15 protein-coding genes are annotated in these 13,515 nt (G+C 29.4%); 10 read left to right on the top strand and 5 right to left on the bottom strand.

Annotated features, from left to right (window positions below; genetic code table 11):
- Window positions 1-10: 10 nt before the first annotated feature.
- Window positions 11-673, bottom strand: a complete 663-nt coding sequence (locus CAMP5063_RS03810) for a thiol:disulfide interchange protein DsbA/DsbL (protein WP_337194845.1) — start codon at window positions 671-673, stop codon at window positions 11-13.
- Between the two features lie 196 nt (window positions 674-869).
- A complete protein-coding gene (locus CAMP5063_RS03805; RefSeq protein WP_442863207.1) occupies window positions 870-1,514 on the bottom strand; it encodes a thiol:disulfide interchange protein DsbA/DsbL in 645 nt (214 codons plus the stop codon).
- 180 nt (window positions 1,515-1,694) lie between these two features.
- Here CAMP5063_RS03805 and CAMP5063_RS03800 point away from each other — a divergent pair, with 180 nt between their 5' ends.
- A complete protein-coding gene (locus CAMP5063_RS03800) occupies window positions 1,695-2,075 on the top strand; it encodes a YbgC/FadM family acyl-CoA thioesterase (protein WP_263664745.1) in 381 nt (126 codons plus the stop codon).
- Here CAMP5063_RS03800 and CAMP5063_RS03795 read toward each other — a convergent pair.
- The 3 genes from CAMP5063_RS03795 to CAMP5063_RS03785 are packed head-to-tail and all read right to left on the bottom strand — an operon-like array spanning window position 2,053 to window position 4,351.
- A complete protein-coding gene (locus CAMP5063_RS03795; protein WP_220566741.1) occupies window positions 2,053-3,270 on the bottom strand; it encodes a hypothetical protein in 1,218 nt (405 codons plus the stop codon). The two genes, CAMP5063_RS03800 and CAMP5063_RS03795, sit on opposite strands and share 23 nt — an antisense overlap.
- Window positions 3,267-3,878, bottom strand: a complete 612-nt coding sequence (locus tag CAMP5063_RS03790; RefSeq protein ID WP_263737675.1) for a uracil-DNA glycosylase family protein — start codon at window positions 3,876-3,878, stop codon at window positions 3,267-3,269. The genes CAMP5063_RS03795 and CAMP5063_RS03790 overlap by 4 nt, the downstream gene beginning before the upstream one ends.
- Window positions 3,878-4,351, bottom strand: coding sequence for a GNAT family N-acetyltransferase (locus tag CAMP5063_RS03785; RefSeq protein WP_243705642.1), 474 nt, complete (start codon window positions 4,349-4,351; stop codon window positions 3,878-3,880). The genes CAMP5063_RS03790 and CAMP5063_RS03785 overlap by 1 nt, the downstream gene beginning before the upstream one ends.
- A 141-nt stretch (window positions 4,352-4,492) precedes the next feature.
- Here CAMP5063_RS03785 and rpmH point away from each other — a divergent pair, with 141 nt between their 5' ends.
- Genes rpmH through purH form a run of 9 tightly spaced genes read left to right on the top strand, consistent with a single transcriptional unit; the run spans window position 4,493 to window position 13,515 of the window.
- The gene (rpmH, locus tag CAMP5063_RS03780) at window positions 4,493-4,627 is read left to right on the top strand and encodes a 50S ribosomal protein L34 (RefSeq protein WP_012661270.1); all 135 of its coding nucleotides are present in this window, start codon (window positions 4,493-4,495) and stop codon (window positions 4,625-4,627) included.
- Entirely contained in the window at window positions 4,624-4,950 is a 327-nt protein-coding gene (rnpA, locus tag CAMP5063_RS03775) for a ribonuclease P protein component (RefSeq protein WP_082018444.1), read from the top strand. Before rpmH ends, rnpA begins: the two co-directional genes overlap by 4 nt.
- Window positions 4,938-5,321 (top strand): membrane protein insertion efficiency factor YidD, encoded by a 384-nt coding sequence (gene yidD / locus CAMP5063_RS03770; protein WP_039664776.1) that lies wholly within the window; start codon window positions 4,938-4,940, stop codon window positions 5,319-5,321. The genes rnpA and yidD overlap by 13 nt, the downstream gene beginning before the upstream one ends.
- Window positions 5,285-6,868 carry a membrane protein insertase YidC gene (yidC, locus tag CAMP5063_RS03765; protein ID WP_263737676.1) on the top strand — a complete coding sequence of 528 codons (1,584 nt, stop codon included), beginning with the start codon at window positions 5,285-5,287 and terminating at the stop codon, window positions 6,866-6,868. The genes yidD and yidC overlap by 37 nt, the downstream gene beginning before the upstream one ends.
- The gene (locus CAMP5063_RS03760) at window positions 6,852-7,697 is read left to right on the top strand and encodes a Jag N-terminal domain-containing protein (RefSeq protein WP_337194844.1); all 846 of its coding nucleotides are present in this window, start codon (window positions 6,852-6,854) and stop codon (window positions 7,695-7,697) included. The genes yidC and CAMP5063_RS03760 overlap by 17 nt, the downstream gene beginning before the upstream one ends.
- On the top strand, window positions 7,694-9,022 hold the full coding sequence (mnmE, locus tag CAMP5063_RS03755) for a tRNA uridine-5-carboxymethylaminomethyl(34) synthesis GTPase MnmE (RefSeq protein WP_263737678.1): 1,329 nt from the start codon (window positions 7,694-7,696) through the stop codon (window positions 9,020-9,022). The genes CAMP5063_RS03760 and mnmE overlap by 4 nt, the downstream gene beginning before the upstream one ends.
- A gap of 13 nt (window positions 9,023-9,035) precedes the next feature.
- Complete coding sequence (gene purL / locus CAMP5063_RS03750; protein WP_337194843.1) at window positions 9,036-11,213, top strand: phosphoribosylformylglycinamidine synthase subunit PurL; 2,178 nt, start codon at window positions 9,036-9,038, stop codon at window positions 11,211-11,213.
- A 2-nt stretch (window positions 11,214-11,215) separates the two neighbouring features.
- Window positions 11,216-11,983 carry a DnaJ domain-containing protein gene (locus CAMP5063_RS03745; RefSeq protein ID WP_133319317.1) on the top strand — a complete coding sequence of 256 codons (768 nt, stop codon included), beginning with the start codon at window positions 11,216-11,218 and terminating at the stop codon, window positions 11,981-11,983.
- Complete coding sequence (gene purH / locus CAMP5063_RS03740) at window positions 11,983-13,515, top strand: bifunctional phosphoribosylaminoimidazolecarboxamide formyltransferase/IMP cyclohydrolase (protein WP_337194842.1); 1,533 nt, start codon at window positions 11,983-11,985, stop codon at window positions 13,513-13,515. Before CAMP5063_RS03745 ends, purH begins: the two co-directional genes overlap by 1 nt.

Raw genomic sequence — 13,515 nt, 5'->3', positions numbered from 1 at the left:
ATACCTCAAATCACATCTTGCTTAATTCTTCTGTTATTTCTATTAAAGCTTGTGGAGATGTGATAGCTTGTGGTATGATTTGGTATTTACCATTTACTACAAATGCAGGTGTACCATAGTTTTTAGAGATATCATTAGCATTTTCATAAGATTTTAAAATTTCACTAGCCTCAGGAGTTTTTAAAAAGTTATCTAAATCTTCTTTGCTTGCTGAAATTGCTTTTAATCCTACTTCATAAAACGCTTCAGGATTGGCTCCATTTCCCCATCTTTGTTTTTTCTTAAAATAAGCATTAAAATATGCTTCAGAAGCTTTATGAGTTAAACTATTTTTATCGCTTTGACTTACTTTATTTTGCTCATCTTTAAAAGCAGCAAAAGCAAAAATTTCATTAGCTTGCTTACCATAATCACCCATAGAGCTAACAGGATAAAATTTATAAGTTAATTGTGGTAATTTTTCTTTGACTTTTGACATGGTATTAAACTTATGATGATCATAACAATGTGTGCAACGATAAGAAAATACTTCTATTAAAGAATTTTGTGCATTTGGAATAGGTGTTTTTAAAGTAATATACTCTTTACCCTCACTAAGTGCATTTGCACTCACACCAAGAACAAAAGCAGCTGCCGCCACTGCTTTTGACAAATTATTTAAGTTGAATTTCATTTTATTTCTCCTATTTGTATTTTATATATAATAAATATTTGCAATTTATTATAAACATGCTAAAGTTATATTAATATAACTTAAATATTAATTAAACAATAAGAAAAAATTTCAAAATGAAAATATAATTATTAAAAAAATAAAAAATAATAATACTTTATCACAAAAATTACAAAAAGCAATGCTTAAAAAAGCATTACTTGGTAGAAAGTTCTTTAACTATACGGATTAGTTCTTCTAAAGAAGTGATATACTCAGGATTGATTTGATATTTGCCATTTACTACAAAAGCAGGCGTGCCATAATTTCTTGAAATTTCATTAGCTACATCATAAGCAACTAAAAGCTCTTTGGCTTCTTTAGTTTGTAAAAATTTTTGCAATTCTTCTTTACTAGCACCAATAGCATTTAAACCTATTTTATAAAACAAATCAAGATTATTTAAATTTAATTTTTTTTCAAAATGACTTACAAAATACACATCAGCAAGCTTATAAGTAAGACTTTTTTCACTAGTAACATCTAAACCTAAAGCTTTTTCTTTAAAAGAAGCTAAAGCAAACATCTCATTTAAAGCACCACCGTACTCGAGCATAGAACTTACCGAGAAAAGATCATATTTTAAATTTGGTAAAGCTTGTTTAACTTTTGCTAGAGTGTGAAATTGATGATGATTATAGCAATGAATACAACGATAAGAAAATACCTCTATTAGAGAATTTTGTGCATTTGGGATAGGTGTTTTTAAAGTAATATACTCTTTACCCTCACTAAGTGCATTTGCACTCACACTAAAAACAAAAGCCATAATAGCTAGCAATTTAAACATTTTTTGCAACACTTGCATGATTTTCCTTTTTTCAATGATATAAAATACAATTTTAACATAAGATATAAAATCAAGAATATTTTATGCTTTTCTTATGACATTTTAAGTAGAATTTCAACAAATTTATCAATAAAAAAAGTTGATTGTAAGCGATATTTTCCGATCAATATATAATAAAATAAAAGGTCTAAAATGCAAATACGAATTTATTATGAAGATACCGATGCAGGTGGAGTAGTATACCATAGCAACTACTTAAAATTTTGCGAAAGAGCAAGAAGTGAGATATTTTTTCAAAAAAATGCAAAAATTTTTGATAAAAATACAGGACATTTCCTACTTACTAAAGCAAATTGTAACTTTTTAAAACCCGCTAAACTTGGAGATCTTATAGAAGTAAAAACATTTATCACAAAGCTTAAAAAAGCCTCAGTTTGTATAAAACAAGAGATTTATAAAGAAAATACCAAGCTTTTTGAAGCTGAATTTACCCTAGCTTTTTTAAAAAATGAAAAAGTAACTCCTATAGATGAGACTATAACTAAGGTTTTTACTGATCTTGCAAAGGAGTAAAACCTAAGCCTTGCGAGCGAATGATTTTAACCTTATAGTCAAATTGATTATCATTTAAACCCTCATCAAAAATTCTTTGAGAATCTTTATCTAAAAACTGCGTATAAAAATAATCAAGGCCCACACTAGTTGCATAAGCTATCCAGTTGTAATTAATATTTTGCGAAAAAAGTTCATTAAGATAGCTTAGAGTTTGATCCTCATTAGAAATGGAATTTGCTAGCAAAAGTTTTTTTCTATCATTAATTTGCGTTAAACTTAGCAAGATAGGATTATAATTAATCTGAGTTGATAATAATACAAAAGGCTCTATATCATAAGTTCTTATTTGTGAGCTTATGAGTGCTGTTTTAATCAAAGAAGTATTTAAAATAATACTAGAATCTTGAAAACTTCTATTTTGATTTAAAATACTTCTAAAATCAAATTTAGAACTATTAATAGTATAAATTTTCTCACTACCATTACCTGCGTTTAAAACATTCTCATCTAAGCGATTAGCTAAGGCTGTTCCATCTGAAAAAATAATATTTTTACCATTTGAGTATTCCAAAAGTTTTTGGATTTGTTTTTGATAATCTATACTTCCAAAATACACATTTTCATTTTGCGTATCAAAATTTCTTTTATGTGCAGTAGGAATAAAAACTTTTACATTAGAATCAAGGCTTTCTTTTAATAAATTTTTCACACCTTTATCTGTAAAACCTGCGATAATATAATTAAATTTCTCATCTTGAGCTTGTTTAAAAGCTTTAGTTATCTTACTCTCATCTTCTGTGCCTATTAAAAACACCTTTACTTTTATTTGCGCTCTTTGCCTTAATAAATACGCTATGCTTGAATTTATAATAGTATTAGAATAACTTTTAATCGTTTGCTCAGGTATAATAATAGCTAGTTTTATGCTAGCATTTTTTTGAATTCTTTTTTCAAAATCTATAATAGAATTTAAAAGTTTAGTATAGATATTAACTAAAAGCTCATTTGCATTATCATTATTAAATCTTGATAAAAAATTAAAATAAAGTCCTGTTTCTAACAAAGTAAATAAACAATCATTATCACAATTTTGAAATTCTAAATTAGGATAAAAAGACTCACTAGGTTCTATAGGCGATGGTTTTTGCTCTTTCGCAAAGACATTTAAAGTTAAAACAAAACTCATCATCAAACAAACTAAACTTTTTCTCATAAATAACCTTTTATTTTTTTAATATCTTCTATAAATTCAGCATAAAAGCTAGGATTTTTACTCAAAAAATTCAAATCATAACTTGGCAAAAGTAAGACATTATTATAATACATACATTGTCCTTTATATTTTTGAAAATTCTCAAAACCCAAACTTGCAAAAGCTTCTTGGCCAAGACATAAAATAATCTTTGCTTTTATAAAATCAAGCTCATTATAAAAATATGGCAAGCATAATTTTAATGCTTGATCGTCTATTTTAAAATTACTAAAACATTTAAACATATAAGAAAAATATATCTCATCGTCTTTTAAATTTAAAAGCTCCTTACATAATTTCAAAAATTCTTGTTTATTTTTAGAAGCAAAAAACTTTCCACTTTCATTCTCTTCCTTGTCAATAAAGGCCTGATAAATCAAAATTTTAGCATTTTTGGCTTCTTTTTCCATTAAACTATGCTTTCTTAGTCTAGAAAAATGACAAAGATTGCAGGTTTTTACCCTTTCGTTTAATTCTTTAAAACTTAAATTAAAATGCCTAATTTGTTTTTGCTCGTTAAAATATTCATAACCAAAAGCTTTTAAATAATACAAATTACGCTTATTCATTACATCAATACTTCTAAATTTTCACCCTCTAAACGATAAGTTCTCCACTCATTCATATGCTTTGCATTTAATTTAGTATAAAACTCAATCCCTAAATCATTATCGTTCAAACATACCCATTCTAATCTTTTAAGATTTTTTTCTTTACAAATTTGTGCTAAATATTTAAAAACAGCTTTTGCATAGCCTTTTTTTCTATATTTTGCTTGAATATAAATATCTTCTAGATATAACCCACCTAAACCCCAAAAAGACGAAAAAGTAAAATAATACATTGCATAACCTATGATTTTACCATCAACTTTTAAACTTAAAGCCTTAGCATATTTATTTTCAAAAAAAGATTCTTCAAGTTCTTTAGTTGTGCATTTTACATCTTCAAGCATATTTTCATGGATAGCAAGCTCTTTAATTAATTCTAAAATTTTTTCTAAATCTTCTTTTTTACTCTCACAAATTTCAAAACTCATGATTTTTCCTTAAAATACATAAAAATAAAACAAAAATTTAGCAAAAACTTTTAAAATAACTCTTAATTAAAAGCAGATTTAAGTAAGATTTTGATAAGATACACGCTTATTATTTTGTTTTTTATTTTAAGTTAAGGAAAGAATATGAAAAGAACATATCAACCACACAAAACTCCTAAAAAAAGAACTCATGGCTTCCGCGTGCGTATGAAAAGCAAAAATGGTCGCAAGGTAATCAATGCTAGACGCGCTAAAGGTAGAAAAAGATTAGCGGTATAAAAGATTTTCTAAGTATTAACGACTTAGGAGAGTTTGCAACAATTTATAAAGAAGGTAAAAAGTGGCACTGTGAAGGTGTAATCATCTTTTATACTTTAAGTAAAGAAAAAAAATTTGCTGTTGTTGCTAGTAAAAAAGTTGGAAAAGCTGTCGTTAGAAATAGAGCCAAAAGGCTCTTAAGATCAGCTTTTTTTCAGGTTAAAAATCAAGTCGAAAACGGGAAATACATACTTGTAGCTAAGACAAGTATTACTGAAATTCCTTTTTTAAAATTAGAAAAAAACTTGAAATGGGGTTTGAAAAAAATAGGATGTATAAAATAGCTTGTTTAAAACTTATCAGATTTTACCAGCTCTTTATCAGCCCTTTTAAGCCACAATGCTGCAGGTATTATCCAAGTTGTTCTGAATATGCCTTATGGCAATTTAAAAAAAATAATATTTTTAAAGCATTTGGTGCAGTTTTTTTAAGAATTTTAAAATGCAATCCGTTTTTTAAAGGTGGTATTGATTATCCTAAAATACGCAAGAATACTCTAAACTCAGGTGTATGTTTTAAACCTAGTTTTAATGCTTTAAAACAACTCAATTATTTTTATATCCCTTGCAATGATAATCAATTTTTTTTAATTAAGATTATATTTCCAAAGGACAATCCGTGTCAGAAAATTTATCCCAGCAAAAACGCATATTAATTGCCATTGTATTATCATTTTTATTTTTTGTAGTTTATGATTATTTTTTTATCCCAAAAGCACCACAAAATGAGCAAAATATCACTCATATAGAACAAAACAATTCAGCTCCACAAACTACAACCGCAAATACAAATACACAAGCTCCAAAGACAGAACTTAGTGTTAATCAAAAAGAAGAAATAGCAGTTGTTAAAAGTGAGCATTTTGAAGCACATATTGACTCTTTAGGTAGAATAGCTAAATTTTATCTAAGCGATGAAAAATATAAAGATGAAAATGGTAAAAGCATTAATCTAGTAGATACTTCTTTATCACCTTTGCCACTAGAAATAAGATTTAGTGATGCAAAGATAAATCAAGAGGCATTCAATACAGTATATACAGCTAGTCAAAAAACTATCAATGTAAATGATGAAAATACAACATTAATTCTTACTCAAAATTTAAATGATCTAATAATAACTAAAAAAATCACTTTTCACAAATATGGAAATTATGATTTAGAAGTAAATCTAAGCAAAGATACAGCTTATTTTATCACTCCAGGTTATCGTCCAAATATAGCAGTTGATAGTTATACAGTACATGGAGTTTTAATCTTAGATAAAGATGATAAAATAACAATGTTAGAAGATGGTGATGTAGAAAATGATGAAAGTTTTTCTAATGTAACCCTTATGGCAGCTTCAGATCGCTATTATAGTGCTTTCTTTTATAATTTTGAAAAACCTTTAAATGCAGTAGTTACTAAAGATAATCACGAAAATTCTATCGTTTTTGCAAGTGCAACTAACAATTTTAAAGCAACCGGATATATAGGTTCAAAAGAGCATGAAATTTTAAGAAGCATTCATGCGGATTTAGATGATGTGGTAGAATATGGTTGGTTTACTTTTATAGCTAAACCTATGTTTGAATTTTTAAATTTCTTACATGGTTATTTGGGTAATTGGGGTTGGGCTATCGTAGTGATGACTTTAATTGTGCGTATTATTCTTTTCCCACTTACTTACAAATCAATGATTTCTATGAATAAACTCAAAGATTTAGCACCAAAAATGAAAGAAATTAGAGAACGCTACAAAGGTGATCCACAAAAAATGAATTTACATATGATGGAACTTTATAAAAAACATGGTGCAAACCCAATGAGCGGATGTTTACCTATACTCATTCAAATTCCAATTTTCTTTGCAATTTATAGAGTTTTACTAAATGCCATAGAACTTAAAGCTGCACCTTGGGCTTTTTGGATTACAGATTTATCTGTGATGGATCCATGGTTTATTTTACCTATATTTATGGGTCTAACTATGTTTATCCAACAACTTATTACACCAATGGCTATACAAGATCCTATGCAAGAAAAGATTATGAAATTCTTACCATTAATTTTCACTTTCTTTTTCTTAACATTCCCAGCAGGTTTAACTTTGTATTGGTGTGTAAATAATATATGCTCACTTATCCAACAAGTAATTGTTAATAAGCTTTTCAAAAACCATAAAAAAGAGGAAATAGCTAAACATGAACATAGAAGCTAAAGACTTACAAACTGCACTCATAGAAGCCTCAAAACAACTTGAGTGCTCTGTGATTGACTTAGAATACGAAGTTATTCAACATGCTAAAGCAGGATTTTTTGGCCTTTTTAAAAAAAATGCGATAATCTGTATTAAAGGACATAAAAAAGCTCAAAAAGTCCATAATGAAAAACCTAAAAAAAATCAAAATGAGAAATTTAACAAATATTCTCAAAAAAATTTTGAAAAAAATGAATATAAAAAAGAATATAAAGAAAATTTTCAAAAACCAATTGAAAATATTGCTCAACCTAAAGAACATTACAAAGTAAAAAATGATGCTATTTTTGATTCTTTTCATAAGGAGTCTTCAGAAGAAAAAAACATTGTTTCTTATATTGATGAGATAAAAATTTCACTAGAAAAATTATTAGCAACTTTTGATTTTGATATTAAAGTTGTGCAAGTTAGCGTTTGGAATGAAACCTGTGTTTTAATTAAACTTGATGGAAAAGATGCAGCCTTGCTTATAGGCAAAGAAGCTCACAGATATAAAGCTTTTTCATATTTACTTTATAATTGGCTTAATGCTAAATATAAAATTCAACCAAGACTAGAAATAGCACAATTTTTGGAAAACCAAACCCAAGCTATTGATAGTTATTTAAAAATTCTCATAGAAAAAGTAGAGAACACTGGAAGAGTTCAAACAAAACCACTAGATGGAATTTGGCTAAAACTTGCTTTAGAAAAATTAAGAGAACGCTTTCCTGATAAGTATGTAGCTATCAAACAAAATGACGATCAAAGATATATCGTTGTGAATGATTTTTTGAAGAAAAATGAATGAATGACACGATAGCTGCTATTGCTACAGCTCACGGAGTGGGCTCTATAAGCATCATTAGAGTAAGTGGAAAAAAAGCTTTAGAACTTGCATTAAAAATTACCCACAAAAAAGAACTCGCACCACGCTATGCACACTTGTGCAAACTTTATAAAAACAATAATGACTTTTTAGACGAGGCTTTAGTAATTTATTTTAAAGCACCCTGCTCTTTTACAGGAGAAGATATTGTAGAATTTCAACTTCATGGTGGTTTTTCTTTGAGTGAAATTTTACTCGATGAGCTTGTTTTAGCAGGTGCGCGCCTTGCTAATCCTGGAGAATTTAGCAAAAGAGCTTGCTTAAATGGCAAAATGGATCTTTTAAAAGCTTTAAGCATACAAGATGCTATCATGTCAAAATCAACAAGTGCTGCAAATATCATAGCAAAAAATATTAAAGGTGATTTAAGTAAATTTTTAAACACCATTCGAATAGACCTTGTTCAAACTCTTGCTTTTGTAGAAACTAGCATTGACTATGCAGATGATGATTTACCGCAAGATCTACTTGATCAAATCATTGCTATGTGTGAAAAAAATTCAAAACTTTTAAGCGATATAGTAGATATTTCCTTAAGTAAAAAAGGTCTTATAAATGGCTTTAAAGTTGCTATTATCGGCAAGCCAAATGCCGGAAAAAGCTCATTGTTAAATTCGCTTTTAGCATTTGATAGAGCTATTGTATCTAATATTGCAGGCACCACAAGAGATCGTATCGAGGAAAGTTTAAAAATAGGCTCACATTTAATTAAAATCATCGACACAGCAGGCATAAGAAACGCAGATGATGAGATAGAAAAAATCGGAGTCAACTTAAGTTATGAAAGCATTAAAGAAGCAGATATTATTATAGCTGTTTTTGACGGATCTAAAGAATTTGAAGAAGAAGATAAACATATTTTACAAGCTTTAAAAGATTGTGATAAAAAAATCATTTATGTTTTAAATAAAAGCGATTTGACTACCAAATTTAAACATGAAATTAGCACTTCTTGTATACGCATTTGCGCCCAAGAAAACGCCCAAGCCATTAAAGAAAGTTTAAATGAATACTTAAATACTTTAGATGGCGATGGAATGCTAATTAGCAATACTTTAATACTCAATGCTTGTAAAAATGCTAGTGAAGCTATTTTGCGTGCAAGGGATTTATTAAAGGAAAGTTCTTTAGAACTTTTTGCTTTTGAATTAAATTTAGCCATAGGAGAAATAGCTCAATTTACCAAAAATTTTGAAAGAGATGAAATTTTAGATGCAATGTTTAGTAATTTTTGTTTAGGAAAATAAAAAGGAGATAATTATGGATAAAGAAGTTATAAAACAACACAAAATTAGCGATGAGGAATATCAAGAAATTTTAAATATACTAGGTAGAGAACCTAATTTATTAGAACTTGGAGTGATTTCTGCAATGTGGAGTGAACATTGCTCATATAAATCAAGTAAAAAATACCTTAATGGCTTTCCAACTAAAGCTCCTTGGGTAATCCAAGGTCCTGGTGAAAATGCTGGAGTAATAGATATAGGCAAAGGAATGGCTGCTGTATTTAAAGTAGAAAGTCATAATCACCCAAGTTTTATAGAGCCATTTGCAGGTGCAGCTACTGGTGTGGGTGGAATTTTACGCGATGTTTTTACCATGGGTGCTAGAGTTGTTGCAGGTATGAATTCTTTAAAATTTGGTAATATCCATGATGAAAAAATAGGTAAACATCAAAAATATTTAGTTAAGGGTGTAGTAAGTGGAATTTCACACTATGGTAATTGTATGGGTGTTCCTACTATAGGTGGAGAATGTGCTTTTGATGAGTGCTTTAATGGAAATATCTTAGTTAATGCTTTTGCACTTGGAACTTGCAAAATCGAAGATATTTTTTATGCAAAGGCTGAAGGTATAGGAAATCCTGTAATTTATGTAGGCTCAAAAACTGGTCGCGATGGACTTGGTGGAGCTGTAATGGCAAGCGATAGTTTTAATGAATCTAGCAAAAGCTTAAGACCAACTGTTCAAATTGGTGATCCATTTGCTGAAAAATTATTAATGGAAGCTTGTTTGGAACTTTTCAAAACTGATTATATAGTTGGAATTCAAGATATGGGTGCAGCAGGACTTACTTCAAGCTCTTTTGAAATGGCAGGACGCAGTGGTAGCGGGATGAAACTTTACCTTGATAAAACTCCTATGAGAGAAGAAGGTATGACTCCTTATGAGTTAATGCTAAGTGAATCTCAAGAAAGAATGCTAATTTGTGCTAAAAAAGGCTATGAAGAAAAAGTTATTGAGATTTTTAATAAGTGGGGGCTTGATGCAGCCATTATAGGCGAAGTTACAGATACTGGCAAAATGGAATTATTTTGGCATGATGAATTAGTTGGTCTAATCCCTATTGAACCACTAAGCGAAAAAGCACCTATACTTGATAGACCTGTGGCTAAGCCAAAATACTTAGATGAAATAAAAAACTATCAATTTAAACTTAGCATTCCCACTCAAGAAGCCTTTGAAAAACTTCTTGCAAATGAAAATATCAGCAATAAAGCTTATATTTATGAGCAGTTTGACTCAAGCGTGCAAACTAACACTTTAAAAAGCGATGGGGCTTTAGGTGCAAATAGTATTAGAATTAAAGAAAATAATTGCTTGCTTTCTATGGCCATTGAGTGCAACTCAAGATTAAACTATGTAAATCCAAAAATCGGTGCAGCAGCAGCCGTTGCAAGTGCAGGAAGAAAAATAGCATGCTCGGGAGCTAGACCTTTGGCAATTAGTGATTGTTTAAACTATGGCAACCCACAAAACCCTGAAGTAATGTGGCAATTTGCTCAAGGCTGCGAAGGTATTAAACTAGCTTGTAAAGAACTCAATACCCCTGTGGTAAGCGGAAATGTTTCTTTATATAATGAAACCGATGGAGTAAGTATTTTTCCAAGTCCAACCATAGCTTGCGTTGGTATTCACGAAAAAGCAGAAAATGTTTTAAAATCATACTTTAGTAAAGAAACGCAAGCTATTTATTTAATAGGAGAAAATAAAGGTAGTTTTGGTGGATCTTTGGTTGCTAAAGTACTAGATCAAAAAGTCGCAGGAGAGCTTGAAGATATAGATTTTAAAGCAGAATTAAAACTATGGGATTTCTTACTAAAAGCAAACGAAGCAAAATTACTTGATTGTGCTAATAGCATAGGCATAGGTGGTCTTGCTATGACTTTAGCCAAAATGAGCGTAAAGGCGAATTTAGGTGTAAATGTAAAAACAAATTTTGAAAACAGAAGTTTTATTTTTGAAGAAAGTCCAACTAGAGTTGTAATTGGTGTTAAAAATGAAAAAAATTTTATTGAATTTGCAAACAAAATGAAAATTAATTTTGCAAAACTTGGAATTTTAAATGAAAAAGATTTCGTTTTAGATGATATTAAGATATCTTTAGTAAAACTACAAAAAATTTATTTTGATAAATTTAAAGAATATTTAGGATAGAAATGCTTTTTGTTTTATTGGTATTAGCAATTCTTGCATTTTATTGGTATTACAAAACTTGGGGCAAAGATGATCTTTTAGGCTCTTTCAAAAAAGGAGCTAAAAGCTTCTCCCAAGGTTTTAAACAAGGCTATCATGAAGAAAGGATTGATGGCTTTAAAAGGAGATTAAACTATTATGTTATAGCGCTTTTAGCAAAAATAGCAAAAAGTGATGGTAGAGTTAGTGAGAACGAAGCAAATATGATCTCACAAATTCTTGATTATAATGCTAAAGATAAAAAAGAAAGAGATTTTTTAAAACAATGTTTTAATGAACATAAAAATACTTTAAATGATACTTTTGATATAGCCAAAGAGTTTATCAAAGAAGTGCCTTTACCGCAACAAGAAAGAATTAATATTTTGAATGTCTTAGTAGCAATGGCTTTGATTGATGGAGAACTTAACAATACCAAAAAAGATGTCTTAAGAGCTATCATTAGAGCTTTTGAACTTGATGTAAATATACTTGAAAAACTTTTAAACTCTATGCAAACACAAAATACAGGTATGAATTTACAAAAGGCTTGTGAAATTTTAGGCTTAAATGAAAATGCAAACTTGCAAGAGCTTAAAAAACGCTATAGAGAGCTTGCCAAAAAATACCATCCTGATATTTTAAACGCAAACAATAGTGATGAAGAAAAAATCAAAGAAGGTGTTAAAAAATTTCAAGAAATTAATGAATCATATGAATTTTTAAAACAATATATAGAAAGGAAAAATTAATGAAAGCACTAATTAGTGTGAGTGATAAAGAAGGTGTTGTAGAATTTGCTAGCGAACTTACTAAATTAGGCTATGAGCTTTTATCCACCGGAGGTACTTATAAGCTTTTAAAAGAAAATAATTTACAAGTACAAGAAGTTAGTGAATTTACTCAAAGCCCTGAAATGTTTGAAGGGCGTGTTAAAACATTGCACCCAAAAATTCATGGTGGAATTTTATACAAAAGAGAAAATGAAGATCATCAAAAACAAGCCAAAGATTACAACATCGAAAGTATAGACTTGCTTTGTGTGAATTTATATCCTTTCAAAAAAACTACAATTTTAACCCAAGATTTTGATGAGATTGTAGAAAATATCGACATTGGTGGTCCTGCTATGATACGCAGTGGTGCAAAAAACTTTAAAAATGTCATTGTCGTTTGTGATATTTTAGACTATGATAAAATCATACAAGCCTTAAAAGATAATACCTTAGATCTTGATTTTAGAAGAGCATTGATGATCAAAGCTTATGAGCATACAGCAAATTATGATGCTTACATAGCAAATTATATGAATGAGCGTTTTAATGGTGGCTTTGGTGCAAGTAAATTTATCGTAGGTCAAAAAGTATTTGACACAAGATATGGAGAAAACCCTCATCAAAAAGGTGCTTTATATGAATTTGATGACTTTTTCACACACAATTTTACAACCTTAAAAGGTGAAGCAAGTTTTAACAATCTAACCGATATTAACGCGGCTTTAAATTTAGCAAGTGCTTTTGATAAAGCTCCAGCAGTAGCCATAGTCAAACATGCAAATGCTTGCGGATTTGCCATAAAAGAAAACTTACTCCAAAGCTATATCCATGCTCTTAAATGCGATACCTTGAGTGCTTATGGAGGAGTTGTTGCTATCAATGGAACCTTAGATAAAGAATTAGCGCAAAAAATCAATGAAATTTATATAGAAGTAATCATTGCAGCAAATGTAGACGATGATGCTTTGGAAGTTTTTAAAGATAAAAAGCGTATTAAAATCTTTACACAAAAAGCGCCATTTTTAACTAGAGCTTATGATAAATATGATTTTAAGCACATAGATGGTGGTTTTGTATATCAAGATAGTGATGAAGTTAAAGAAGATGAATTAAAAAATGCGATTTTAAAAAGCGAAAGAAAAGCTAATGAACAAGAATTAAAAGATCTTGAAATAGCTATAAAAATTGCTGCATTTACTAAATCAAACAATGTAGTTTATGTAAAAAATGGAGCTATGGTAGCCATTGGTATGGGTATGACAAGTCGTATCGATGCAGCTAAAGCAGCTATTAATAAAGCCAAGGAAATGGGGCTTGATCTAAATGGTTGTGTTTTAGCAAGCGAAGCTTTCTTTCCATTTAGAGATAGTATAGATGAGGCTAGCAAAATAGGAGTAAAAGCCATCATTGAACCAGGTGGAAGCATAAGAGATGAGGATATTATTCAAGCTGCTAATGAGTATGGTATCGCATTATACTTTAGCGGCATAAGACACTTTTTACACTAA

This window comes from Campylobacter sp. RM5063 (assembly GCF_024723655.1).
Taxonomy (GTDB): domain Bacteria; phylum Campylobacterota; class Campylobacteria; order Campylobacterales; family Campylobacteraceae; genus Campylobacter_D; species Campylobacter_D lari_D.
Note: the sequence above shows the minus strand (reverse complement) of the source record. Positions and strands in the feature narration are given on the sequence as shown.